Here is a 25,964-nt window from a genome sequence, read left to right on the forward strand (position 1 = left end):
GGTTATAATTAACACATTTTTTGTGAAACTCTACTATTTTAATAATTTTTCAAATTCCGGAATAAAATCTGATTTAGAAGACTTATGGTTGTAAAATGGTAGCCCCCAAACTATAAACTCCTTGCTTTTCCAAACTTGTTCTATTTTATGTGTCGCTTTTAAATCACGTAAAAATTTTTGCTTCCAGGCATCACCTTCAAATAAATGAGCACCTTTAGGTTCAATAAATACTTGATAAGTCAATTCAAGTTCTTGCTCTTGTTTTGTTAAGAGCAAAAGAAAATCAGGTTCAAAAGCTCGGCCATCATCAAACGTATAAAGTTTGAAATGTTTTTCGTTTCTAAAAAGATAAACATCATCATAAACTGATTTTAGATCAACAATCATAGTATTTAAGTATCTTACAAAATACTTTTCTTCTGATGTTCCATAATTTTCATTGAAAACAAACCAATCACATTTAGAAAGGTCCAAAAACAGTTTATCATTTGTTGTTTCACTTTGAGCAATACCAAATTCTTGCTCTGTCAAACCATCATTTGAAATATTTAATATTTTATCTTTACTATACAATTCATTGATAGTTTTTGGTATGAATTCTTTCGTTCCTTCGTAGTCGATGCGGTTAACTTTTAACTGTTCAGAAATTTTACTTAGGACTTTTTTACACAAATTTAGTTTTTCAATTTGCGGAATATTTTCTAATATATCTTCTCGACCGCTAATCTCCACCAAAATTGAGCCTAAATAATCGCTTGAAATAATAAATTCATCTGTTGTTTTTAATTTGGGAAACAATAACTTTAATTCATTAAATTTATAAGTAGGAATGGTAGCCATTGCCTTTCTTATAACTTGCTTCCCCATATCAATTAAGTTAACACGCTTCCGTTTAACTTTTAAATGTTTAACAGTGGCATTTTCAAATATAATGAGCTCATTTGAGAGCTCGGTTTTAATAGCATAAGAGTAATTAGTATTAATAATTGAACTATCTAGACCTTTAACTTTAGAACGGTCGTATGAAATACGCCTGTTTACATAAATCAAACCAGACTTATAAAGTGATGTTTCCTTAAACTTATCTTTTACTCTTAATGGTAATTCTTTTCGAGTTTTAGGCTTAATGCCTATTTCTTGAAGAGCAATGTTTAAGTCACTAATATATTCAGGGTTATGTGCAGAATGATAGTAAAGTTCTTCACAAATTTTCAATTCGTGAGCGTCCACTGTATCATCTAAAATATCATATTTACGTTGATATAAAGGCTGTTCATCTTCAACTTTAAATGGACAGTAACGAGCACCACGACCAATCAACTGTGCTTCTTGCGTTGCTGTTTTACCCCATTTATTACGAGTATCATATAGACGAACTATATCAAATAGGTTAAGAACGTCCCACCCTTCATTCAGCATATTAACTGCAAAAATTCCTCGAATTTCATTATCAGAGTCTTCTAATGAATTGAGTTCTATTTGATAATATTCTCCTTTATTGCTATTTACTTCAATCGTTTTCTCAATAGAAAAGTCTTCTTTCAACTCTAAAGCCAATGAATCCAACTTGATATTATTCTTTTCAAAAAATTGAAAAGCTTTGTAAATCACATCACCTTCAATTGAAGTATTCTTAATAGCCTCCAAATCATTTTGATCAATTATTTCTATTTTCTCTAGAAATTCTTTATGAAAAGCCTGGCTGTCAGAGATTGTTTTAGATTTAAACAAAATAACAGGTTTAATAATAATTTGATGCTTCTCAAAAACCTTACGTCTATATTGACTTAAAATAATGGCTCTTAATGATCTGGTGAATGGTTCACTATCTGATTGTAATACTTTGACTTCTTTAGAATAAAGATCTTCCCTAAAGTTCTTTAAAGGGTAATCAAAAAGAACAACATCTTGATATTTTTCTTTTATTTTTGGATCGGCAATATCTGCTGTAGCAGTAAATTCCAACATAATATTAGAGCTATTGGCTGTAAAAATTCCTCTAATAGTGTTTTCCCAACTATCAACAGAATGTTGCTCTTCTTTGCTTTTTTTCTTTTTTGTTTCTGCATTTATATGATGTGCTTCATCTGAAATCAAAACTACTTTGTTATCTTCGAAGTCTTCAATAGAAAGAGCATTTTCTTTTGGGTTAAGAATTATAGCGTGAAGACTTTGAATTGTGGTAAAAACAATATTTATATCACTAGAGTTAGTTGTAGCAAAGTTTTCAACTTCTTTTATATTGATTTGTTCACCATTAATATTAATGGTGTCGTTAAAAACATATTTCGATGAACCTTTTTTTAAAAAATTTTCCTTCGTTTTTTTAATGATGTTGGTGCTATTAACAAAGAAAAGGAAATTACGATATCCTCGTTTATAAAGAGTGAGTATTTCACCCGCCATAATCAATGTTTTACCAGAACCAGTCGCCATATGATATAACACATTTATTGGCCCATTTTTTGGTCTTTTTTGGTATTTATCAAGATAGAACTCTAATCGTCCAAATGCCTCCATTTGGTATGGACGTAGTTCAAAGTTAGGATTTAAGTTATCTTTGATATAGTCTGGCACAAGCTCAGAAAAAACGTTTTCACCAAGAGCACTTTTAAGTGCGCTAAAAGTCTCGTGAAGCATTTCCATAGTCTTTATGCTCCGTAAAACTGTTTATTGAATTTTTTATCTAGTTCTGAAATTGCATTACTTTCATCTTCAATATCAGAATAATTAACATACAGTTGATTCTTATCAATCGCTTCAATAAGAAAGCGTTGTTGATCTACAAAAGAAAGATTTTTAAATAATGAAATATTTTTATCAAATTGTTTAGGATCTATTTTATAGGAAAGGTTTGAACTTTCTTTTAATTCATTCCAAATAGCTATTAATTCACCTGAACTGTGAGCTTGTTCTACTCGATTAGAATATTTTGAAGACAATTCCGCTAATTCACAGTAAACAAAAGAACCACCATTTTGCCAACCAACCTCTTTGGAAATACCTGTTGTATCGCCATTGACTACGTTATTCATTCTTACAAGACAATCATTAGAACCATAATTGAGTTGCTCTATACCTATATAACGCCTATTCAGTTTATGAGCAGCAGCAGTAGTTGTTCCGCTTCCCAAGTGATAGTCAAGAACATAATCACCTTCTTGTGTAGACATTTCAATTATTCTTCTGAGTAATTTTTCAGGCTTTTTTCCCCCCTTTAAAGTAACTTTACCTTCACTAGCAATTCCTTCATATGCAATATCGCTCCAAATATTTGAAAGTTGAATTACAGGTGTTTTCTTTCCATCTAAGACTTGAACTTTTTTATTATAGAAAGCTATTTCTCGACCATTTAATACATAAACATCATAGTGAGATTCCCTCTCAAATTTAAATACTTTATTTGGTTGTTTTTTACTTAAATCACGTAGTTCAACCAACGACTTCCCAGCTTTGTTTCCTATTTCAGTATATCTAAATACTTTATGTGCATTTTTAATTGAAAAATCAGCAATCAGATTATCAAAATTCGCAACACCTAATTCCTGAATAGCTTCCTTTTTATTATCAAATCCATTTTCCTTTGCTATAAAATCAGCAACATCTGTAATAATCCATTCTTCTGGATTATCTTCTACATTGTCAATGTAAAATTTATAATTGGAATCATAGGAACAAGGAACATATTGTCTGGTATAAGTCCATTTAGATTTATTTTTAGCAAATGCAATTATATACTCAGCAGTTTCAAAAACACCTGGATTTACACTACCAAAACCTGATGGAGACTTAGTTCTTACTGTAATTTTATTGATAAAATTATTTTGATCTGTGTTAAAAATTTCTTTCATTAAAAGGTGTAATTCTGCCACACCATCATCACTAATTTGCACAAAAATAGCACCATCATCCGCCAATAAATCTTTTGCAACTATGAGGCGGTTTTTCATAAATGTAAGCCAAGTTGAAAGTTTAAAATTAGAGTTATACTGGAAGGTATCTTCTTTTTTCTGAGCATGAAAAAAATATGGTGGATCGATATATATAAGTTTAACTTTGTTACGAAATTTATTTTTAAGAGAATGTAATGCTAAGAGATTATTACCTCTCAATATTAGATTTTCATCCCCGACTAAATTGAAATCTGTGTATTGAGCTTTCTTTTCATATTTTTTAAAATTAATTAGTACCTTCGGTGCTAATAGGGTATCTACTTGCTCAGGGGCAAGTATTTCATTCCAAAAAATTTCATTTCTTTTTTGATCTTCCTTTGTCTGACCTCCTGCAAGAATGCAATCTTTATATGGCCATGCTATTACAACATCATTACTTTCAGATAAGTAATGCGTATCTGAGGCTATCCCAATTTTGTTTTTAAATTGAGTGTAACTATCTGGTAAAAAAGATTTATTGTTAACAAACCGTTGAAACGCTACTTTATCGAAAATCAACATATCATAAACATCTTGGAAGAAGTAACTTTTTAGTTGCTCATCAGACAAAAGTAGTTTCAGTAACGAAGGATCAAGATTCAATGCTAGTTCAACGATTTTATTCTTGGCAAGTTTGCCATCAATTACAAGTCTTTCATCGGATTGTAGAACATTAGTTAGAGTATCAATTATATTTAACATGTTGATTTTATTTTATTTATTACTATTTAATAAGAATAAGAAATGGGAATTATTTTACAAGAATTCTCATCAGATGTCATTAAGTTAGTTAAGAGATTCTAGCTCTCTTAGGTAAGGTTTAGATTTTATCTTTAATTACTTGTTTTAGAATAGTTAATTACTGTTTTGCACTTAGTGTATTAAAAATATTACTCACATTTTTTCTAATACAATTCAAAATAAATCTTCACAATACCATTGATCTTACAGAACGAACCTTAGTATCGGAAAGTGCCATTTTAACTATCCTCGCAGCCGAATTGCGGGTACAAAACTTTATCGAATCGGCATATACCCGCAAATGTACCCACATCATTAACTTGATGTCGGTTGAGTTGAGTATACGTTGGTAGAGTTAAAATGCGAGAGGAACCTTGCAAACACTGGATTTTAGATACAAAAAAAGACGTCTGTTGACGTCCATTGATGTTCTTATGGTGCCGAAGGCCGGACTCGAACCGGCACACCCGAAGGCGGTTGATTTTGAATCAACTGCGTCTACCAATTCCGCCACTCCGGCACTGAAGTGTGTTTGGAAAACAGGTTCATTATACTTGCGTGAGGAACCCTCGCAACAATTATTGTTGGTTTTCAGTTTGATTGGCGAAAAAAAGTGCATTTATCTTATCGTTCTTCTATGAATGGGGCAAACTTGTAACATTCATCTATCGATAAGCAACATTGAATTTAACAAGTCTCAATCCCTAAGTCTCTTAGCACACTGACTTCATTTATTTGTGCATAATGGATTATCTTCTGTTGTCATCGTTATAACTGAGCAGTAGATAAAATCGATATATTAAATTATATATAACGAGATATAAAAAAAGGATCAAAACTGGGTTAGTGTTTTGATCCGACGGTACTGCAATTTAAGGGCTTAATTTTATTTTTATGACTATCGTTATTTTTTTAATGTCACTGCCCTTTTCTTCCCTGGTGTAAGGAAGAATTTTTATTCTAAATAGAGTGTTATATTTAATATATATTGTTATTTAAAATAGATAGCCTCTAACTATTTCTTTACTATATAGTTAATAAATAGCTTTATTTGCCTATCTATTGATTTACTTACTGTTATTTAAACTATTTTTATTTTTTAAGATAATAATACTTAGTTAAATAAAAGTCTTATCTTTAAATAAAAAGCCCTCTATTAAAATAGATTTATTTATACTGATGATTAATTCATTATTATTTTATTACGGCGATATTTTACTCTCTTTTTATTTATTCGCTTTCCTTTCATCTTGTTATGTTTTATTTCTCTTTAACCATTTTCCCTTGTTAATTTTGTTAATACGTCTTTACTCGCATTTAGTGTTTAGCTGTCGATTTGATGAGATTATATTAAGTTTTATTTGTATGTTTCACAACAATTAAAGTATTACAAAGTATAACACGCAGAGTGAGTATCTTTACAAAAACCTTAAAAATGGATAATTTAAATATAGATTTAGAATATAAAATCTAAAACTAATCAATTTAAGGAATATAAATCCATTAATTAACATTTACTTGATAAACAACTATTAACCGAATAATAAAGAAAAACTAATAATAAAGTAAAAATAGGCAAAATTTAGGGGGGATTGTAACACCTTTGTAATACTTTCCTGTTTTTTCCACCCTTTTTATGTACAAAAAACAACCAATAATAAGATTTTTATGATGTCCTTCACAAAAAATCTCTTTGTAGAAGTCCTTCAGCCTATTTTACATCAACTTTTCATTAACCCACTATTGCTCTGATAGACATTCTTATTTCTGATAATATAATCAAAATTTGGTTTAAATCTGCTATAAAGGGGATGGTATGGGTATTGTTAGCTGGATCATGGCCGGTATTTTTATTGGGCTTGTTTTAGGTGCTGTACTAAAAATGATAAATAAAAACAAAAAGTAACGCGATAAAACAATCATCCATTTATGTTATGGCTGATTTATTTTGTTCTCTTTTCTTTCACCTTACTCGTTATGTTGATCATAAAATGAAAAAACATCTCCTAAAATATCTCCTCATTCCTGTTGCACTACTTACGCTCAATGCCTGTAGTCAACGAGCAACGGTAACGCCAACGTTACCCGCTAAGTTTAATCAACATAATGTGCCTGAATTGTCACAATGGCCAACCACCTTATCACCAAAGGCGAATAATAGTCGGGAGATTTTTGATAAGTATGCTCAGCAGATTTATCAAAAGAGTAACCCTCAAGGGATGGTGATTGTCATGATTAACAATACGCAATCTCTTAATCGTGCTTTTGGTACTACAAGCCCCGATAGCCGTCAAACCCCGTCAATGAACTCATTAATACGTATTGCTTCTATTACTAAATTAATGACGAGTGAAGTGATGTTAAAATTACAAGATGATGGCAAGTTGTTGGTTACTGATCCTCTGCAAAAATATAGTTATTATGGTGTCGATATTCCATTAGTGAACAATCAATCTCCTATTCGTCTTTATCATTTAGCTACCCATACCAGTGGTTTTCCTCGTGAACAACCCGGCGGAAAATGGGGTAGACCGGTTTTTATTTGGCCAACCCATGGCGATCGCTGGAACTGGCTAAAAAAAGCCTCTTTAACAACACCGGCGGGACAATCTGCCTCTTATTCTAATCTGGCTTATGATTTATTAGCAGATGCATTAGTGAAAGCCTCTGGTAAAAACTATCCTCAACTATTAAAACAGTATGTGACACAACCTGCGGGAATGCGTGATACCACGTTAACGCCAAATAGCACACAATGTCAGCGATTATTAATTGGTTATAGACCCAGCCCTTGTTCTGAGACTATCGCCGCCGCCGGAAGTGGTGGTGTTTATTCTACGCCTGCAGATATGCAACGTTGGATGCAAGGCTTTTTAAACTCAAATAATACGATGAGAAAAGCGACGGCCAGTAAAGAGCAGTCTATTTATTTTCCACGCCAACGACTATCTTCTATTGAAGGGATGGATGTTGCAGGGCGAGCGGATGGCATTGGCTTAGGATGGGTTTATATGGCGCCTGCCAATGGTGTGCCTGCTATTTACCAAAAAACCGGTGGTGGCGGTGGTTTTAATACCTATATGGCAACCATTCCTGAATTAAATATCGGTGTTTTTGTTGTCATCACCCGTAAAGCTAATGGCACCAAGTTTAGTGAAGTGACTCGAGGTACAAATGCCCTTGTGCGTGCTTTAGCACAAAGTTTTTAACCGAAATAATCAACTTATAAAAAAAGCGCCTTGATTGTTGAAGGCGCTTTTTCTTTAAGCATTGTTAATCGTTAATACTACTTAGCGATTACGCCTCATTAATAACCATAAACTTAATACTAAAAAGAGCATACCAGGAACTAAGGCGGCCACTACGGCAGGAATGCCATATACCAAACTTAATCGGCCTGAAACTTCATTCACAATATAGAACAGAAAACCAAAGGCTATTCCTGTTACCACACGCAGCCCCATAGGTACAGTACGTAATGGGCCAAAAATAAATGACAGCGCCATTAGCATCATCACTGCAACAGAAATAGGCGCAAAGATTTTTTTCCAGAAGTTCAGCTCATAGTTGGCTGATTCTTGCCCACTCTGTTTGAGGTATTTTACATATTGATATAAGCCACTTATGGATAAGGCATCTGGATCTAATGCCACAACACTCAGTTTTTCAGGTGTTAAGCGAGTCTGCCACTCTAAAGATACCTGTTTTTTACCCGTAATTTTTTGTGGCGAAGTAAGATCAGATTGCTCAACTTGTTTTAGTAACCACACTTTTTTATCTGGATCATAAGTGGCACTGGATGCATAACGCACAGTTTCAAGTTTTCGATTATTATCGAAATTATACAGCGTAATGCCTTGCATCTCATTTTGGCTTTTAATACGGTTAATATAGATAAATTGATTACCATCTTTAGCCCACATTCCACGGTTAGTGGACACTAAAGAGTTACCCATGATCTTTTCTGCACGGTAATTACGTGCATATTGTTCACCTTGCGGTGCCCCCCACTCGCCAATTAATACCGTTAACAGTACTAATGGGATCGCGGTTTTCATCACGGAGCCGGCAATTTGCAAACGAGTAAAACCCGATGCCTGCATCACCACCAGCTCACTACGTGTCGCTAATGCCCCTAATCCTAATAAAGCCCCTAATAAGGCCGCCATCGGAAAGAAGATTTGCACATCTTTGAGGATATTTAAAACCGCATAAATCCCCGCATCTAAGGTCGTAAAATCACCTTGCCCTACTTTGCGCAGCTGATCGACGAATTTGATAATGCCAGACAGTGATACCAGTAAAAATAGCGTCATCAAAATCGATTGCAAAATCGTACGCCCGATATATTTATCTAATACACCAAACATCAGGCAACTCCTTTCTTAAAGCGAGCACGTAGTTTGCGCATTGGTAAGGTATCCCACGCATTCAATAACAGCGCTAAAGCAAAATAAATCCCATTCACTGTCCACATAGCAATAAGTGGGTCAACCTTTCCTTTTTCACCGCTTGAACGCAAGGAGCTTTGTAATAGGAAAAACACCAAATAAAGCAACATCGCCGGCAACATACTTAACACTCGCCCTTGACGTGGGTTGACTTCACTTAACGGCACAACCATTAACGCCATGATCACCACAGAGAAAATTAAGGTTAAACGCCAATGAAATTCAGCGATAGACTCAGGCTCTGTTGAGTGCCACAACTCATTCATGGTTTTTTGTTCGACGCGATTACGGCTAATAGTAGACTCTCGATGGCCTATCACCGCTTGGTAATCGGTAAAATCCGTAATACGAAAATCGCGTAGAACCGCCGTACCTTCATACCGCGTACCCTCGCTAAGTACCACGACTTGGTTACCGTTTGGTAGCTCTTTGGTATACCCTTTATCCGCCACCACAACAGATGGGCGTTGGTTTTGTGTTGGACGCAATTGAGCCAAGAAAACATCTTGGAATTGGTTGCCCTTTACGCTACCGAGATAAAGCACCATATTACGGTCACTGGACATTTTAAATTGCCCTTCCATTAATGCCGCTAGGCTTGGATTGGCTTTTGCATCTTCCAGCACTTGCTCTTGATGTACAGACGACCATGGTATCAACCACACCACATTCCCTGCCGCCAAGACGCTAGTAAGTAATGACAACAATAGTGCTGCTTGCACTAATGCTTTTTTACCTATTCCACAGGCATTCATGACGGTTATCTCACTTTCAACATAAAGTTTGCTGTAAGTCATCAGAAGACCAAGAAAAAGGCTTAATGGTAGAATAAGCTGTGCCATCTCGGGGATCCCCAGCCACAGCAGAGAAACCACAAGGTTTGTAGGAATATTACCTTCTACAGCAGCCCCTAAAATTTCAACCAGCTTTTGGCTAAAGAAGATAAGCATCAAGATAAATAAGATGGCTATCTGACTTTTAAGGGTTTCCCGAGCTAAATATCGAATTATAATCACGCTAGTTATGCCTGTGAAAACTTGTCTTTTTGCAGGAAAATCGCTAACTTCGTTGTATATCTATCATTTGTGCATCTCAGTTAGACATTCTTGCAGCCCAAATGATATCAAAACATGCTATAAACAGGTTCCCAATCAGAACAAGCTTATAAGTTAGCTAAATTAGTTGTGTTCAATTAATGCATTTAGCTTAACATAAAAAGTAAACTTTCTATGGGGTAGATTAATGCGGATCACTATTCTAAACGATACTTTCCGTTTTTGTCTTTAATATTCAGGAGAACGCATGGAGTTTAATGTAAAAAGCGGCAGCCCAGAGAAACAACGCAGCGCTTGTATTATCGTGGGGGTGTTTGAGCCTCGTCGTTTATCTCCGATAGCGGAGCAACTTGATAAAATCAGCGATGGTTACATCAGCGCCTTATTACGCCGTGGTGAACTGGAAGGTAAAGTCGGCCAGTCATTGCTGCTGCACCATGTGCCAAATGTTCTCTCTGAGCGCGTTTTGCTGATTGGTTGTGGTAAAGAGCGTGAATTGGATGAACGTCAGTACAAACAAATTATTCAGAAAACAATTAACACGCTCAATGAAACAGGGTCAATGGAAGCAGTTTGTTTTCTGACTGAGCTACATGTTAAAGGCCGTAATAATTACTGGAAAGTACGTCAAGCGGTTGAGACTGCAAAAGACTGCCTCTATACCTTTGATCAACTGAAAAGTAATAAAACCGAATTACGTCGTCCATTGCGTAAAATGGTCTTTAATGTCCCTACTCGACGTGAATTACCAAGCGGTGAGCGTGCTATTGCCCACGGCTTAGCTATTGCATCAGGGATCAAAGCCTGTAAAGATTTAGCTAATATGCCACCTAATATCTGTAATGCGGCATACTTAGCCTCTCAAGCTCGCCAACTCGCTGACTCATCCGCGAATGTCTCTACCCGAGTCATTGGTGAAGAGCAGATGAAAGAGCTAAATATGAATGCCTATTTAGCGGTCGGTCAAGGTTCACAAAATGAATCTTTAATGTCGATTATTGAATATAAAGGTAATCAAGATCCTGAATCCCGTCCAATTGTACTGGTTGGTAAAGGACTCACCTTTGATTCTGGTGGTATTTCAATTAAACCTGCTGATGGCATGGATGAAATGAAATACGACATGTGTGGTGCAGCAACAGTATATGGTGTGATGCGCGTCGTTGCTGAGTTACAACTACCTATTAATGTCATCGGTGTATTGGCTGGCTGTGAAAATATGCCGGGTGGTAAAGCCTATCGTCCTGGTGATATTCTTACTACTATGTCAGGCCAGACTGTTGAGGTATTAAATACGGATGCTGAAGGTCGCTTAGTGCTGTGTGATACATTAACCTACGTTGAGCGCTTTGAGCCTGAGTTAGTTATTGATATCGCCACATTAACAGGGGCTTGTATGGTGGCATTAGGTCATCATTATAGTGGATTAATGTCTAACCATAACCCATTAGCCCATGAATTAATGAATGCTTCAGAGCAAGCGGGCGATCGCGCATGGCGTTTACCTTTAGGAGAAGAGTTCTATGAGCAAATTGAATCTAATTTTGCCGATCTTGCCAATACGGGTGGACGTTTAGGGGGAGCCATTACCGCAGGTTGTTTCTTAGCGCGCTTTGCAAGCAAATATAACTGGGCACATTTAGATATCGCAGGTACGGCATGGCGCTCTGGTAAAGCGAAAGGTGCTACGGGTCGCCCAGTATCTTTACTGTCGCAGTTCTTATTAAACCGCGCAGGTTTGAATAGCGACGAGTAATACCGCATAATTATTAAGGTAAATAGAGCAGACTCATAGAAGGGTATTGCAATGCAATACCCTTCTATTATCGGGATATCATGAAAAACGCCACGTTTTATTTAATGGAACATCCATCAATACATCAAGATTTACAAGCCCATGAGTGGCTTGCTTGTCAACTTGCCGCAGAACATTGGCGTTTAGGCAAACGGGTTTTGCTCGTCTGTGATTCACAGCCACAAGCTGAATTGTTGGATGAAGCACTATGGGCAAGAGAGCCACATCAATTTGTGCCTCATAACCTAGCAGGTGAAGGGCCTCGTTATGGTGCGCCTGTTGAATTATGTTGGCCGGGCAAACGGGGCAATGCCCCGCGTGATCTCCTGATTAATTTGCAGTCACAATTTGCAGACTTTGCCACAGCTTTCCATGAAGTGATAGACTTCGTACCTATCGATGAACAATTAAAACAGTTGGCGCGAGAACGATATAAAATTTATCGTAGCGTCGGCTTTACTTTGACAATGGCTACGCCGCCAACCTATTGAATACGTAAAGAATATGGAAAATAAATCCGCACCGAAAGAGCCATCGCTCGATACAACTTATAATCCGACAGAGATTGAACAACCTCTGTATCAACATTGGGAAAAAAATGGCTACTTTAAAGCCAATGGTGATACATCCAAAGAAAGCTTTTGTATTGTGATCCCACCACCTAATGTGACAGGTAGCTTGCACATGGGTCATGCTTTCCAACAAACCATCATGGACACCATGATCCGCTATCAACGTATGCAGGGTAAAAATACCTTGTGGCAAGCGGGTACTGACCATGCAGGTATCGCAACACAGATGGTTGTTGAGCGTAAGATTGCTGCTGAAGAAGGTAAAAACCGCCATGATTATGGCCGTGATGCTTTCATCGATAAAATTTGGGAGTGGAAAGCAGAGTCCGGCGGTAATATCTCTAACCAAATGCGCCGTTTAGGTAACTCCGTAGATTGGGATCGCGAACGCTTTACCATGGATGAAGGTTTATCTAAAGCAGTAAAAGAAGCCTTCGTTCGTTTACACAAAGAAGATCTTATCTATCGTGGCAAACGTCTTGTTAACTGGGATCCTAAATTACACACTGCCATTTCCGATCTCGAAGTTGAAAACCGCGAAGTAAAAGGCTCAATGTGGCATCTGCGTTATCCATTAGCTGATGGCGTTAAAACGGCAGAGGGTAAAGATTATCTGATTGTTGCCACGACTCGTCCTGAAACACTGTTAGGTGATACTGGCGTTGCGGTTAACCCAGAAGATCCACGTTATAAAGATCTGATTGGTAAAGAGGTTATTCTACCTTTAATGAACCGTCGTATTCCTATTTTAGCGGATGAACACGCGGATATGGAAAAAGGCACCGGTTGTGTAAAAATCACCCCTGCCCATGACTTTAATGACTATGAAGTAGGTCGTCGCCATCAACTACCGATGATTAATATCATGGATTTTGATGGCAACATTCGTGTTAGCGCAGAAGTATTAGACACTAACGGTGTTGAATCTGATGTATATAGCACAGAGATCCCAGAAGCCTACCAAGGTATGGAACGTTTTGCAGCACGTAAAGCTATTGTCGCTGAATTTGAACGTTTAGGATTATTAGAAGAGATCAAACCTCACGATTTAACGGTACCTTACGGTGATCGTGGTGGTGTAGTTATTGAACCTTTATTAACTGACCAATGGTATGTCCGTGCAGCACCTTTAGCGAAACCTGCGGTAGAAGCGGTTAAAAATGGCGATATTCAATTTGTACCTAAACAGTACGAAAACATGTACTTCTCTTGGATGAATGATATTCAAGATTGGTGTATTTCTCGTCAACTGTGGTGGGGTCATCGTATCCCGGCTTGGTATGATAACGAAGGTAATGTTTATGTCGGTCGTGACGAAGAAGAAGTGCGTCGTGAAAATAACATTGCTGCCGATGTAGCATTACGCCAAGATGAAGACGTACTCGATACGTGGTTCTCTTCTGCACTGTGGACATTTTCAACCTTAGGCTGGCCAGAAAACACCGAAGCACTGAAAACATTCCATCCAACGAATGTGTTAGTGAGCGGTTTCGATATTATCTTCTTCTGGATTGCCCGCATGATCATGATGACCATGCACTTTATTAAAGATGATGAAGGTAAACCACAGGTTCCATTTAAAACCGTTTATATGACAGGCCTTATCCGTGATGAAGAAGGTCAGAAAATGTCAAAATCTAAAGGTAACGTACTTGATCCTTTAGATATGATTGACGGTATCACATTAGATAAACTGTTAGAAAAACGCACTGGTAATATGATGCAGCCACAAATGGCTGAGCGTATTGCTAAACGCACCAAAAAAGAGTTCCCAGAAGGTATTGAAGCACATGGTACTGATGCTCTGCGCTTTACTTTAGCGGCGTTAGCTTCTACAGGGCGTGATATTAACTGGGATATGAAACGTCTGTCAGGTTACCGTAATTTCTGTAACAAATTATGGAATGCCAGTCGTTTTGTACTGATGAATACAGAAGATCAAGACTGTGGCTATCAAGGTGGTGAGATGACATTCTCATTGGCTGATCGCTGGATCTTAGCTGAATTCAATAACACCATAAAAGCCTATCGTGAAGCGTTAGATAATTATCGCTTTGATATTGCTGCCGGTATTTTATACGAATTCACTTGGAACCAATTCTGTGACTGGTATCTTGAGTTATCAAAACCGGCGGTTCATAAAGGTAATGATGCTCAAAAACGTGCTGCTCGTCATACCTTGATTGAAGTATTAGAGGGTCTGTTACGTCTTGCTCATCCAATTATTCCATTTATTACAGAAACTATCTGGCAACGCGTTAAAGAGGTGAAAGGCATTGAAGGCGAAACCATCATGCTTCAAGCTTTCCCTGAATTTGATGCGTCACTAGTCGACGAGCAAGCACTTAACGATCTGGAATGGATCAAAGAGGTTATCGTCGCAGTTCGTAATATCCGTGCAGAAATGAATATTGCGCCAGGTAAACCACTGGATGTTATTTTACGTGGTGCGGATGAAACGGCTAAACGTCGCGTCAGTGATAACATTGGTTTCTTAAAAGCAATGGGTCGCTTAGCGGATATTCGCCCATTAGCGGAAGGTGAAGAAGCACCATTATCGGTAACTAAACTGGTGAGCGGTGCAGAGCTGTTGATCCCAATGGCCGGCTTTATTGATAAAGATGCAGAGCTTGCCCGTTTAGATAAAGAGCTTGAAAAAGTAGAGAAAGATATCACTACATTAGACAGCAAATTATCAAACGAAGGCTTTGTTAATCGCGCACCTGAGGCTGTTGTCGCCAAAGAGCGTGAGCGTTTAGCATCTTGTTTAAATGCTAAAGAGAAGCTGATTGCCCAAAAAGTCTCTATTGCTGCGTTATAAGTTATTGCACCATTAATACTAAAACCCGCATTGATTGCGGGTTTTAGTTTATTTTTAACACCTAATATCGTTACTACTTAAGATATAGGTTTATCACTAAACCTAAAAATAAAACATTTTTTCACTATATTGTGACTCGTTTTGCAGTGAAATAGTGTTCTATAGTGCCTTTTCTCTATTATTCTCGCTCTAATGAAATAGATATTTGAAATATATCTCTACCAACAAATACCCTAATCATATAAATAAACAGGCATAACAGTTTACAATCCTATTTAATCAATTAAGATATTTTCAGTGGCCCTCAGTGCTACTTTCAATGAAGAAGTTCCTTTCCGGTGCTCTCTCAATACATTATCAAAAAATATTCTACTAATAAGTAAAACGATGAGTGCAACTATGACTGCAAACCCTAATGCAACACAAAATATTATTATCAGAGCCATTGAAAAAAGAGATAACGCCGGCATTGCACGCGTTATTCGAGAAGTTTCCGCCGAGCATGGCTTAACAGCGGATAAAGGATTTGCAGTAGCTGATCCGATTTTAGATACCTTATTCGAAGTTTATCATCAACCTCGCAGCGCTTACTGGGTGGTAGAAATGGATGGCGAAATTGTTGGTGGTGGTGGTGTCGCACCTCTTGCGGGTGGCGATGGGGAGACTTGTGAATTACAGAAAATGTATCTCTCTTCTAAGTTACGAGGAAAAGGAATTGCGAAAAAAATTGTTCAGCAATCTCTTGAGTTTGGTAAACAACAAGGCTTTAGTCGCTGCTACTTAGAAACTACTGATATTTTAAAAGCAGCAATTGGTCTATATGAAAAATTAGGCTTTGAGTTTATTGATAAAGCATTAGGTAATACAGGCCACAGCGACTGTGAAATTCGTATGCTGAAATCACTTTGATATTTCTTATAACCATGTATCTACATGCTGTATAGATATAAACGCCCGCATATTTAATGCGGGTTTTTTGTTATCTCACAATAGCACTTATCAATATAAAATGAATTTATCTTAATGGTATAAAAGAGCGATATTTTACAGCTATTTTTAATGATTAATCTATATTTAAATTATTAGCAATCTATTTCACATTAAATATTTATCTTAAATTTAATAAAAAAACACAAGTTTAATTTATTTCTCATTTAACTCTAGATAATCATATTTCACATCTTAAATAAAATATTTTTTAGTTTCTGTTCTATTTTAAAATTCCTATTTTTTATATTGCTATTTATAGATAATTTAATATCTTTATGCACAGAAAGTCATGCTGTGGCTTTTAACATTCTAAAATTAAAAAGGAATTTCTTATGAAAAACTTTGTCAAAATTGCACTTATTGCTTCTTTTGTTACCGTAATGACTGGTTGTACTGGTAGTGTTTACAACAAAGAAAAAGATTGTAACTACGACTATTTATTACACCCAGCAGTATCTATCTCTAAAATTATCGGCGGTTGCGGCGATACTAATAAATAATATATAGTTTTATGAATAAACTACATTCTGAGTTATTTTTATAAAGCAGAATGTGGTTTTTATTTTGGAAAATAATTAATAATAATTTTAAAATCATTTTTCCTGTTAGGCTTTTCTACTTATCATCTCTGACTTTTTTACCTTAAAAAGATCATTCATTTTTTTTGAATACCATCAACAAATTCCCCCTATTTTGTTTATAGAGCGAACAATTTATGATCATACTCATTAAGAAATCGCGATAACTTGTATTACCTCCTTCTGTGTCTGGGTTATTGCGGTTTCTTTCCTTAATCAGGAGAAACATCATGACAATGAGACAGGTAAAACAAATTTATTCAGCACCTAATCCACATTGGGTTGGTAATGGCTTTTCTATGAGCACAGTATTCTCTTATAAAGAGAATGCAGAGCAATATAGCCCATTCTTATTAATGGATTATGCTGAGCCTACATTATTTAAGCCTGTTACTAATGCGCGTGGTGTTGGGACTCATCCCCACCGTGGATTCGAAACGGTCACTATAGCTTATCAAGGCGAAGTGTCTCACCATGATTCTACCGGTCATGCCGGTACAATTGCTGAAGGTGATGTGCAGTGGATGACAGCCGCTTCAGGTATTTTACATAAAGAATATCACTCTGAAAAAATGACGAAAGAGGGAGGTATGCTTGAAGTCGTACAACTGTGGGTTAATTTGCCAAGCGCGTATAAAATGGTACAACCCCGTTATCAAGCACTAAAAGCGCAAGATATTCCTCATGTGCAATTACCTAATGCACAGGGCTATGTCCGAGTCATTGCCGGTGACTACGCAAATACATCTGGTATTGCTATGACCTATTCCCCTTTAAACCTGTGGGATGTGCGCTTAAATCATGCGGGTACTTCACACTATGCTATCCCTGAGGGACATAATGCGATGCTATTTGTCGTTAAAGGTGCGATACATCTCAATAACAGTGATATTGTACGTCAACATGAAATCGCAATATTAGATACCCACGGTGATACCCTAACATTAGTCTCCATGGGAGACGCTATCGTATTAATATTAACGGGTGAGCCCATTAATGAGCCAGTAGTAGGACAAGGGCCTTTTGTTATGAATACACAACAAGAGTTATTACAAGCTTTTGATGACTATGACAATGGTAAGTTTGGTATGATGGATTAGCCATTTAAAAAATACCCGACACAAAAAAGAATTTGTGGCGGGTGTTCTTTTTTGCACCTAAAGACTGGTACATTGGGACAACATATAGCGCCAATTAGTGCAGGCGTGATGACTTATCAGACTCGCTTTCGTCATCTTCATTTTCGCCATCTTCGTCATCGTACTCAGCGTCGGGATCTTCAAAATAAGTTCCCCAGCCGTCGTAATAGACACCCATTTTTTCCGCTAAATTCATTAACTGTTCTACTTGCGCATCAATCAGTTCAGCATTTAGACCACTTTCACTAACCGCATCAAAGCAGACTAAGATCTCACCTGATTCAATTTCAATTTCTTCAGGCTCGGTGACTTCATAACCTAATTTAAAAACTTCAACAGCCGCTTTTTCTAACGTTTCAAAATTTTCACATGAAATGTGGTGTTCAATTGCGTACAGTGCATCGGGATCACTGCCATCTTCGAGTAATTCTTCAATAATAAGACGTGTTTCTTCACGTTGTTCTGCTAGCTCTTTGCTGTCCGCCATAATTCCGCTCCGCAATAGTCTGAAAGATATCTTGGTTATTCTCCCACAGGGGGAATAAACACTCCATAGTTAAATAAGGCTCATATCGCAGAGTTTTTCATTCAAAAGTGACGTTTAAGGGTTGATGATGAATATTTATTGTATTAAATTGAATATAAATTCAATTATAGGATACTTATCTATGAACCCTTTCTACCAAAGATCATTTTTACGTTTACTCGACTTCTCATCAGCAGAAATACAACAATTACTGGCTTTATCATTAGAACTCAAACAAGCAAAAAAATCAGGCCATGAACAGCAGTATCTCACAGGAAAAAATATTGCACTGATTTTTGAAAAAGATTCCACCCGTACCCGTTGTGCCTTTGAAGTGGCCGCCTTTGATCAAGGTGCGAATGTGACCTATCTCGGCGGAGGAAGCCAAATCGGTCATAAAGAATCGATAAAAGATACCGCTCGCGTGTTAGGACGTATGTATGATGGTATTCAATATCGTGGTTATGGCCAAAAAACAGTAGAAATGCTGGCAAAATATGCTGATGTACCGGTTTGGAATGGATTAACCGATGAGTTTCACCCCACACAATTATTAGCGGATTTGCTCACTATTACTGAACATCAAACAAAACCATTATCAGAAACCATTTTTGCTTATCTTGGTGATGCACGTAACAATATGGGCAATACCCTACTCGAAGCTGCTGCCTTAACAGGAATGGATTTACGCCTAGTCGCACCAAAAGCGTGTTGGCCACAAGCAGAATTAGTCGCTGAATGCCAAAATATCGCTCAGCAAAATGGGGGGAAAATTACCTTAACTGAAAATGTCGCAGAAGGCGTTAAAAACGCCGATTTTCTCTACACGGATGTGTGGGTATCTATGGGAGAGCCAAAAGAAGTTTGGAAAGAGCGTATTACGTTACTCAAACCTTATCAGGTTAATATGGATGTAATAAAACTAACGGGTAATCCAGACGTTAAATTCCTGCATTGTTTACCGGCTTTTCATGATGAAGAAACAACAATGGGGCAAGCATTAGCGGAAGAATTTGGCTTATATGGTGGTTTTGAAGTCACTAACGAGGTTTTTGAATCAAAACACAGTATTGTATTTGATGAAGCAGAAAATCGTCTACACACGATTAAAGCGGTTATGGTGGCGACCTTAGCAAATCCTTTTTAAAAATACATATTCATGCAAAAGCACCGTTTTTTAATGATTAAACAAACGGTCTTTTTTGCCTTTTCTTTAAGCTAATTGATTTTTAAATTAAAAAAATTTTTTTTGCAAAAAATTAAAAGCAAACGCTTGCGTGTAAGATTAAGATGCGTATAATGCGCCACAATTTGTCAGGAGGAAAGATGAAACAGCGCCAATGCCAAGTTGTTGTCACATTACGTACCCTAACCGGTCGTAAGCGCTCTCTTTTTTCCAAAAAGCTATTTTTTAAAACCCCTCTCATTGAGGGGTTTTTTTTGGTCTGTAGAAAAACACATATCGCACCATTTATCGTATCATCAAAGGAGAACTCTAATGACTAATCCGCTCTATCATAAGCATATTATCTCCATCAATGATCTGAACCGAGACGATCTGGAGTCTGTTCTCCATGTTGCTGACAAATTAAAACAGCACCCCAATAGCCAATTGTTAAAAGACAAAGTGATTGCCAGTTGTTTTTTTGAAGCCTCCACCCGCACTCGCTTATCTTTTGAAACAGCAATCCACCGTTTAGGGGCATCTGTGGTTGGCTTTGCAGATGGTAGTAACACCTCTTTAGGTAAAAAAGGGGAAACCTTAGCTGATACTATTTCTGTACTACGTACTTATGCTGATGCCATTGTTATTCGTCATCCTCAAGAAGGTGCGGCACGTTTGGCCTCTGAATTTGCTGGGGATATCCCCGTTATTAATGCTGGGGACGGTGCCAACCAACACCCTAGCCAAACGTTACTAGACTTGTTTACCATTAAAGAAACACAAGGCCGATTAGATAACCTCAATATCGCGATGGTAGGTGATTTAAAATATGGTCGCACAGTACACTCACTAGCCCAAGCATTAGCCAAATTTACAGGAAATCACCTCTATTTTATTGCCCCAAAAGTGCTGGCCATGCCAGAGCATATCTTGCATTTACTCGAAGAGCATGGTGTTGAATATAGTCAGCATGAAACTGTAGATGAAGTGATGTCAGAGCTGGATATCCTGTATATGACTCGGGTACAAAAAGAGCGCCTTGATCCTTCTGAATATGCCAATGTCAAAGCCCAATTTATCTTAACTAGTGCTGATCTGGTGAATGTAAAAGATAATCTTAAGATATTACACCCCCTGCCACGTATCGATGAAATTACCACCGATGTTGATAACACCCCTTATGCTTACTATTTCCAACAAGCAGGTAATGGTATTTACGCGCGTCAGGCACTACTTGCCTTAGTTCTAAATAAAAACTTAGTTCTTTAATAAGGAGCACACCATGACTCATGATCACAAACTAAAAGTTGAAGCTATCAAACGTGGGACTGTTATTGATCATATTCCAGCGCAGGTGGGCTTTAAGATCCTATCTCTATTTCGTTTAACCGAAACAGACGAAAGAATAACGGTAGGTTTTAATCTTCCTTCTGAAAACCTAGGTAAAAAAGATTTAATCAAAATTGAAAATGTCTTTTTAACCGCAGAGCAAGCAAATCGCTTAGCAATGTATGCCCCTCAAGCGACGGTTAATATTATTGATGACTACCAAGTCGTCAATAAAATGGCACTAAGTTTACCTGAATTACTCGAAGATGTTGTACCCTGCCCTAATAGCAACTGTATTAGCCATAATGAGCCAGTACAAAGTAGCTTTCGCGTGAAAAAATTCGCGTCTGACGTAGTATTAACCTGCAAATATTGCGAAAAAGAATTTGAGCGCCACGCCGTTATTCGTTGATTTCTTATTGGCTATCTGCCCTGCTTGATAGGGCAGATAGTAAACACCTACCCTAAAAATAGAATAATCCCCTCTCAATCGCGTTGATCCCTTTTTATGAAAAAATAGAAATAGCTAATAAGCACTATCTTAGAAAAAAAATTGCTATAAATGGGAGATTTAGATGGGTTAAATATCGTATAAAAAGGCGAGAAAGCGTTAGGATTATTTTCTTTTTATACCTATAGACTTTATGATAAAGCCTGATATCTATCATATTGCTCGTCTTCTGCGCTGGCTATAATAGCGCTGAGCTAATCAAGCGTTAGCATGAATCTTATAAAAACAGGAGTTCTACATGTCTTACGAAATTAATACCGAAAAAGCCCCTGCAGCAATCGGCCCTTATGTACAAGGTGTTGATTTAGGTAATTTAGTGATCACATCAGGCCAATTACCTGTTGATCCTGCTACGGGTGAGTTTGTGTCTGACAATGCGGCAGAGCAAGCACGTCAATCTTTAGAAAACGTCAAAGCAATTATTGAAAAAGCAGGTCTAACCGTTGCTAATATCATTAAAACGACTGTTTTCGTAAAAGATTTAAATGATTTCGGTACTATTAATGCAGCTTATGAAGCTTTCTTTAAAGAGCATAATGCAGCATTCCCAGCACGCTCTTGTGTTGAAGTTGCTCGTTTACCGAAAGATGCCAAAGTAGAAATCGAAGTTATCGCGATCCGCTAATTTATTTTTCTACCTGTCATATCAAAGAAGCAAAGTACTCTTTATGAGCACTTTGCTTTTTTTATATTCTCAATAAATGAGCAATCATTTATTACTGCCATTTTTATCTCAGATTTACAATTCAGCCAAGCCCTCTCCAAGCCTGATGTAGCAAAAATACCTTGATTTAGATCAGTTTTACTCAAGATTATTTCGCTTCCAATTACTATATATTGTGCTTTAATAAATACACAGATACAACATATAGTAATTATACACACCTTATCCACAATTCGTCTCAATGCTACGCCATCACCTGTTTTTATGGGATTAGAGCCTGTGGATAAATAGTTAAGGAGCCAGATTGTGAAAACCATAGTGATAAAACGAGACGGATGTAAAGTCTCTTTTGACCAAACCCGCATCAGCGATGCTATCAAAAGAGCAGCCGAAGCTTGTCAGATCACTGATGATGATTATTGTGAGTTTGTCGCTCAATCTGTTTCACAATCTCTCGCAGGACGTTCGAATGTCGATATCCGTGAGATCCAAGACGCCGTTGAAAATCAGCTGATGGCTGGCGAGCACAAAGATATTGCCAGAGCTTATATTGAATACCGTCATGACCGAGATGTTGCTCGTGAGCAACGAGGACGATTAACTCAGGAAATCCGCGGTCTTATCGAACAGAGTGATGTCTCTATCTTGCACGAGAATGCGAATAAAGACAGTAAAGTTATCCCAACCCAACGCGATTTACTTGCGGGAATTGTGGCTAAACATTACGCAAAATTACATATCCTGCCAAGAGATGTGGTACTCGCTCATGAGCGCGGTGAAATTCATTATCATGATCTCGATTACTCACCCTTTTTCCCTATGTTTAACTGCATGCTGATTGATCTCAATGGTATGTTAACCAACGGTTTCAAGATGGGTAATGCAGAAATAGAACAGCCAAAATCCATTTCAACAGCCACTGCGGTGACTGCACAGATCATTGCTCAAGTCGCTAGTCATATTTATGGTGGCACGACAATCAACCGTATTGATGAAGTCCTTGCACCTTTTGTCAAAGCCAGTTACGACAAACACTATAAAGTGGCGCAAGAATGGCAAATAGCGGATAAAGAAGCTTACGCCAACGCACGTACAGAAAAAGAGTGTTATGACGCTTTTCAATCTTTAGAATATGAAGTTAACACTCTACATACGGCTAATGGTCAAACGCCTTTTGTGACCTTTGGCTTTGGCCTAGGCACATCAAAAGAAGCACGTTTAATTCAACGCTCAATCCTTGAAAATCGCATGGCGGGTTTAGGTAAAAACCGCAAAACGGCGGTTTTCCCCAAACTGGTTTTTGCTATTAAAGATGGCTTAAACCATAAATTTGGTGATCCTAACTACGATATCAAACAACTTGCTTTAGAATGTGCAAGCAAGCGGATGTACCCTGATATTTTAAATTACGATCAAGTGGTAAAAGTAACCGGCTCGTTTAAAACCCCAATGGGTTGTCGTAGCTTCTTAGGCGTCTATGAAGAAAATGGCGAGATGCTCCACGAAGGGCGCAATAATCTAGGGGTGATCAGTTTAAACTTACCACGTATTGCTATTGAGGCCAAAGGAGATGAAGCCGCATTCTGGTCGCTGCTTGATAAACGTCTTGAATTGGCTAAAAAAGCCTTAATGACCCGAATTGCTCGTTTAGAAAACGTCAAAGCACGTGTTGCCCCTATTCTTTATATGGAAGGTGCTTGTGGCGTACGTTTAAAAGCGGATGACAGTGTTGCTGAAATTTTTAAACATGGCCGAGCCTCTATTTCATTAGGTTATATCGGTGTTCATGAAACGATTAATGCCTTATTTGGTACGCAAAAACATGTCTTTGATGATGAAACATTGAGAGCTAAAGCAATAGCAATTATTCAGCGTTTACGTGAAGCGACAGATCAATGGAAAGCAGAAACAGGCTATGGTTTTAGTCTTTACAGTACACCTAGTGAAAACTTATGTGACCGTTTTTGCCGTTTAGATGCAGCGGAATTTGGTATTATACCGGGGGTGACTGATAAAGGTTATTACACCAACAGTTTCCACTTAGATGTAGAGAAAAAAGTGAATCCATATGATAAGTTGGATTTTGAAGCCCCTTACCCGCCATTAGCCAATGGTGGTTTCATATGCTATGGCGAATATCCAAACTTACAACATAACCTAAAAGCATTAGAAGACGTTTGGGATTATAGCTACACCCGTGTCCCTTACTACGGCACAAACACCCCTATTGATGAATGTTATGACTGTGGTTATACCGGCGAATTTTCTTGTACCAGTAAAGGTTTTACCTGCCCTCGATGCGGTAATCACAACCCTGCAAGAGTCTCGGTGATACGCCGTGTATGTGGCTATTTAGGCAGTCCTGATTCGCGTCCATTTAATGCCGGTAAACAAGAAGAAGTTAAACGTCGAGTTAAACATCTGGCTAATGGTCAGTTAGGTTAATACTGTGAATTACCATCAATATTACCCTGTTGATGTTGTCAATGGCCCAGGAACACGTTGCACCCTGTTTGTTGCAGGGTGCGTACACCAATGTCGTGGTTGCTATAATAAATCAACTTGGTCACTAACATCTGGCAAGCCGTTTACCCAAGAAGTGGAAGATCAGATCATTGCTGATTTACAAGACACTCGTATTAAACGACAAGGACTATCACTTTCCGGTGGTGATCCCCTGCACCCCCAAAATCTTTCTGCTATATTAAAATTGGTAAAACGTGTTAAAACGCAATGCCCTGAGAAAGATATTTGGGTTTGGACAGGCTATTTATTGGCTGACTTAACCCCAGAGCAACAAGAAGTCGTTAGCTATATTAATGTACTGATTGACGGCAAGTTCGTACAAGAACTTTATGATCCCGCATTACTGTGGCGCGGTAGTAGTAATCAGGTGATCCATAAATTGAAGTAATACACATTGAATTAACTGGAGGATATATGCCTTTAAGTGATAATAAATATGTAAGCTTTTCTGAAGATCATGAACTGAACTACCATTTAAAAAAATGGGGTAAGAAGCAATCGAAAGCCAATCGAGATCAACTCGTGAAGCTAGGCAGTGAATTGAAAAAGAAACTTGGTGTTAAACATCTCCAACATACTGAAATAGATGCAGAGATAGAAAAAAATCTTTCATTATTTGAGTAATATCCCATGATCCCCAGTGATAAATCACCTCACTACTGGGGATCACTTCACTATTATAAAGCGCTCCTATTTAGTCACCTCCGTTATCAAATGCGAATCATTTTCAAAAACAATAGTCAAAGTGATTAGTTTTGTTTTATGATTAGTATTCTTAATTCTTCTTTTTATGACAATATTTAATATGAAATTTGTTTTTTTACCTTTAATTTCAATCGTTTTAATAACTGGGTGTAGTAGTAAATGGGAGCCTAAAGGGGTACCCGATTACACATTACAAGAAGCAAAGTTAATTTGTGATTTGGATGCGAATACACGTTACCCTATTCGTAAAGAGGTACTACAGCACACCGTTTATCGTGATGTAGAAAAAACTTGCCGTAAAGACGACAAAGAGCGTTGTGGGGATAAAAAGACCTATACAGAACGTGTTCCGATGACAGAAAGCTATGTAGCAGATATTAATCAAGAAGATAGAAAAACATTCTATACCTCATGTATGTCTTTAAAAGGTTGGGAGCAAAAAAATTACTACTTTTGGCAATAAG

General features: G+C 37.4%; 21 protein-coding genes and 1 tRNA gene. 16 read left to right on the forward strand and 6 right to left on the reverse strand.

Annotation, left to right across the window (positions count from 1 at the left end; translation table 11 throughout):
• Window positions 1–33 precede the first annotated feature (33 nt).
• From GWI58_RS02680 to GWI58_RS02690, 3 genes are all read right to left on the reverse strand, one after another.
• The gene (locus GWI58_RS02680; protein ID WP_161768875.1) at window positions 34–2,646 is read right to left on the reverse strand and encodes a DEAD/DEAH box helicase family protein; all 2,613 of its coding nucleotides are present in this window, start codon (window positions 2,644–2,646) and stop codon (window positions 34–36) included.
• Between the two features lie 5 nt (window positions 2,647–2,651).
• Window positions 2,652–4,634, reverse strand: a complete 1,983-nt coding sequence (locus tag GWI58_RS02685) for a DNA methyltransferase (protein WP_202608513.1) — start codon at window positions 4,632–4,634, stop codon at window positions 2,652–2,654.
• 474 nt (window positions 4,635–5,108) lie between these two features.
• Window positions 5,109–5,193 (reverse strand) — tRNA-Leu (locus GWI58_RS02690).
• Window positions 5,194–6,664: 1,471 nt separating this feature from the next.
• Here GWI58_RS02690 and ampH point away from each other — a divergent pair.
• The gene (gene ampH, locus GWI58_RS02695; protein ID WP_017628755.1) at window positions 6,665–7,882 is read left to right on the forward strand and encodes a D-alanyl-D-alanine-carboxypeptidase/endopeptidase AmpH; all 1,218 of its coding nucleotides are present in this window, start codon (window positions 6,665–6,667) and stop codon (window positions 7,880–7,882) included.
• Window positions 7,883–7,963: 81 nt separating this feature from the next.
• Here ampH and lptG read toward each other — a convergent pair whose 3' ends face one another.
• Complete coding sequence (gene lptG, locus GWI58_RS02700; protein ID WP_004246180.1) at window positions 7,964–9,043, reverse strand: LPS export ABC transporter permease LptG; 1,080 nt, start codon at window positions 9,041–9,043, stop codon at window positions 7,964–7,966.
• Window positions 9,043–10,140: an LPS export ABC transporter permease LptF gene (gene lptF / locus GWI58_RS02705; protein WP_004249580.1), complete on the reverse strand. Its 1,098-nt coding sequence runs from the start codon at window positions 10,138–10,140 to the stop codon at window positions 9,043–9,045. The genes lptG and lptF overlap by 1 nt, the downstream gene beginning before the upstream one ends.
• A 286-nt stretch (window positions 10,141–10,426) precedes the next feature.
• On the opposite strand from lptF, the gene pepA reads away from it, so the two are divergent.
• From pepA to GWI58_RS02735, 6 genes are all read left to right on the forward strand, one after another.
• Window positions 10,427–11,935, forward strand: a complete 1,509-nt coding sequence (pepA, locus tag GWI58_RS02710; protein WP_004246183.1) for a leucyl aminopeptidase — start codon at window positions 10,427–10,429, stop codon at window positions 11,933–11,935.
• 80 nt (window positions 11,936–12,015) lie between these two features.
• A complete protein-coding gene (locus tag GWI58_RS02715; RefSeq protein WP_004246185.1) occupies window positions 12,016–12,465 on the forward strand; it encodes a DNA polymerase III subunit chi in 450 nt (149 codons plus the stop codon).
• A gap of 13 nt (window positions 12,466–12,478) precedes the next feature.
• Window positions 12,479–15,367, forward strand: coding sequence for a valine--tRNA ligase (locus GWI58_RS02720; protein ID WP_004252953.1), 2,889 nt, complete (start codon window positions 12,479–12,481; stop codon window positions 15,365–15,367).
• Window positions 15,368–15,766: 399 nt separating this feature from the next.
• Window positions 15,767–16,276 carry a GNAT family N-acetyltransferase gene (locus GWI58_RS02725; RefSeq protein ID WP_004249583.1) on the forward strand — a complete coding sequence of 170 codons (510 nt, stop codon included), beginning with the start codon at window positions 15,767–15,769 and terminating at the stop codon, window positions 16,274–16,276.
• A 413-nt stretch (window positions 16,277–16,689) separates the two neighbouring features.
• Window positions 16,690–16,857, forward strand: coding sequence for a YhfL family protein (locus GWI58_RS02730; RefSeq protein WP_004246189.1), 168 nt, complete (start codon window positions 16,690–16,692; stop codon window positions 16,855–16,857).
• A 308-nt stretch (window positions 16,858–17,165) separates the two neighbouring features.
• Complete coding sequence (locus GWI58_RS02735) at window positions 17,166–18,035, forward strand: pirin family protein (protein ID WP_124726080.1); 870 nt, start codon at window positions 17,166–17,168, stop codon at window positions 18,033–18,035.
• Window positions 18,036–18,129: 94 nt separating this feature from the next.
• Here GWI58_RS02735 and rraB read toward each other — a convergent pair whose 3' ends face one another.
• Window positions 18,130–18,561 carry a ribonuclease E inhibitor RraB gene (rraB, locus tag GWI58_RS02740; RefSeq protein ID WP_004246194.1) on the reverse strand — a complete coding sequence of 144 codons (432 nt, stop codon included), beginning with the start codon at window positions 18,559–18,561 and terminating at the stop codon, window positions 18,130–18,132.
• A gap of 181 nt (window positions 18,562–18,742) precedes the next feature.
• Here rraB and argF point away from each other — a divergent pair, with 181 nt between their 5' ends.
• The 9 genes from argF to GWI58_RS02790 all read left to right on the forward strand — a co-directional run bounded on the left by argF (window position 18,743) and on the right by GWI58_RS02790 (window position 25,963).
• Entirely contained in the window at window positions 18,743–19,747 is a 1,005-nt protein-coding gene (gene argF, locus GWI58_RS02745) for an ornithine carbamoyltransferase (RefSeq protein ID WP_004246195.1), read from the forward strand.
• A gap of 179 nt (window positions 19,748–19,926) precedes the next feature.
• Window positions 19,927–20,106, forward strand: a complete 180-nt coding sequence (locus GWI58_RS02750) for a hypothetical protein (RefSeq protein ID WP_004246196.1) — start codon at window positions 19,927–19,929, stop codon at window positions 20,104–20,106.
• Entirely contained in the window at window positions 20,099–21,034 is a 936-nt protein-coding gene (gene pyrB / locus GWI58_RS02755; protein WP_004246197.1) for an aspartate carbamoyltransferase, read from the forward strand. The genes GWI58_RS02750 and pyrB overlap by 8 nt, the downstream gene beginning before the upstream one ends.
• Window positions 21,035–21,047: 13 nt before the next feature.
• Entirely contained in the window at window positions 21,048–21,506 is a 459-nt protein-coding gene (gene pyrI / locus GWI58_RS02760; RefSeq protein WP_004246198.1) for an aspartate carbamoyltransferase regulatory subunit, read from the forward strand.
• Between the two features lie 337 nt (window positions 21,507–21,843).
• Entirely contained in the window at window positions 21,844–22,230 is a 387-nt protein-coding gene (locus tag GWI58_RS02765; RefSeq protein ID WP_004246200.1) for a RidA family protein, read from the forward strand.
• A 345-nt stretch (window positions 22,231–22,575) separates the two neighbouring features.
• Complete coding sequence (gene nrdD / locus GWI58_RS02775) at window positions 22,576–24,714, forward strand: anaerobic ribonucleoside-triphosphate reductase (protein WP_004246202.1); 2,139 nt, start codon at window positions 22,576–22,578, stop codon at window positions 24,712–24,714.
• Between the two features lie 4 nt (window positions 24,715–24,718).
• Entirely contained in the window at window positions 24,719–25,183 is a 465-nt protein-coding gene (gene nrdG, locus GWI58_RS02780) for an anaerobic ribonucleoside-triphosphate reductase-activating protein (RefSeq protein WP_004246203.1), read from the forward strand.
• A gap of 26 nt (window positions 25,184–25,209) precedes the next feature.
• Complete coding sequence (locus GWI58_RS02785) at window positions 25,210–25,419, forward strand: hypothetical protein (RefSeq protein ID WP_004246204.1); 210 nt, start codon at window positions 25,210–25,212, stop codon at window positions 25,417–25,419.
• 181 nt (window positions 25,420–25,600) lie between these two features.
• Entirely contained in the window at window positions 25,601–25,963 is a 363-nt protein-coding gene (locus tag GWI58_RS02790) for a hypothetical protein (RefSeq protein WP_012368742.1), read from the forward strand.
• Window position 25,964: the final 1 nt, after the last annotated feature.

It is taken from the genome of Proteus sp. G2674, from assembly GCF_009915195.1.
GTDB lineage: Bacteria > Pseudomonadota > Gammaproteobacteria > Enterobacterales > Enterobacteriaceae > Proteus > Proteus mirabilis.

What these genes read in the sequence shown, in the direction of transcription:
- ampH (WP_017628755.1), top strand. Translation starts at nt 6,665, where the DNA reads ATGAAAAAACATCTCCTAAAATATCTCCTCATTCCTGTTGCACTACTT.
- pyrI (WP_004246198.1), top strand. Translation starts at nt 21,048, where the DNA reads ATGACTCATGATCACAAACTAAAAGTTGAAGCTATCAAACGTGGGACT.
- GWI58_RS02735 (WP_124726080.1), top strand. Translation starts at nt 17,166, where the DNA reads ATGACAATGAGACAGGTAAAACAAATTTATTCAGCACCTAATCCACAT.
- rraB (WP_004246194.1), bottom strand. Translation starts at nt 18,561, where the DNA reads ATGGCGGACAGCAAAGAGCTAGCAGAACAACGTGAAGAAACACGTCTT.
- GWI58_RS02680 (WP_161768875.1), bottom strand. Translation starts at nt 2,646, where the DNA reads ATGGAAATGCTTCACGAGACTTTTAGCGCACTTAAAAGTGCTCTTGGT.
- GWI58_RS02715 (WP_004246185.1), top strand. Translation starts at nt 12,016, where the DNA reads ATGAAAAACGCCACGTTTTATTTAATGGAACATCCATCAATACATCAA.
- GWI58_RS02685 (WP_202608513.1), bottom strand. Translation starts at nt 4,634, where the DNA reads ATGTTAAATATAATTGATACTCTAACTAATGTTCTACAATCCGATGAA.
- GWI58_RS02720 (WP_004252953.1), top strand. Translation starts at nt 12,479, where the DNA reads ATGGAAAATAAATCCGCACCGAAAGAGCCATCGCTCGATACAACTTAT.
- lptG (WP_004246180.1), bottom strand. Translation starts at nt 9,043, where the DNA reads ATGTTTGGTGTATTAGATAAATATATCGGGCGTACGATTTTGCAATCG.
- GWI58_RS02790 (WP_012368742.1), top strand. Translation starts at nt 25,601, where the DNA reads ATGAAATTTGTTTTTTTACCTTTAATTTCAATCGTTTTAATAACTGGG.
- pyrB (WP_004246197.1), top strand. Translation starts at nt 20,099, where the DNA reads ATGACTAATCCGCTCTATCATAAGCATATTATCTCCATCAATGATCTG.
- GWI58_RS02785 (WP_004246204.1), top strand. Translation starts at nt 25,210, where the DNA reads ATGCCTTTAAGTGATAATAAATATGTAAGCTTTTCTGAAGATCATGAA.
- GWI58_RS02765 (WP_004246200.1), top strand. Translation starts at nt 21,844, where the DNA reads ATGTCTTACGAAATTAATACCGAAAAAGCCCCTGCAGCAATCGGCCCT.
- argF (WP_004246195.1), top strand. Translation starts at nt 18,743, where the DNA reads ATGAACCCTTTCTACCAAAGATCATTTTTACGTTTACTCGACTTCTCA.
- GWI58_RS02725 (WP_004249583.1), top strand. Translation starts at nt 15,767, where the DNA reads ATGACTGCAAACCCTAATGCAACACAAAATATTATTATCAGAGCCATT.
- GWI58_RS02750 (WP_004246196.1), top strand. Translation starts at nt 19,927, where the DNA reads ATGAAACAGCGCCAATGCCAAGTTGTTGTCACATTACGTACCCTAACC.
- GWI58_RS02730 (WP_004246189.1), top strand. Translation starts at nt 16,690, where the DNA reads ATGAAAAACTTTGTCAAAATTGCACTTATTGCTTCTTTTGTTACCGTA.
- pepA (WP_004246183.1), top strand. Translation starts at nt 10,427, where the DNA reads ATGGAGTTTAATGTAAAAAGCGGCAGCCCAGAGAAACAACGCAGCGCT.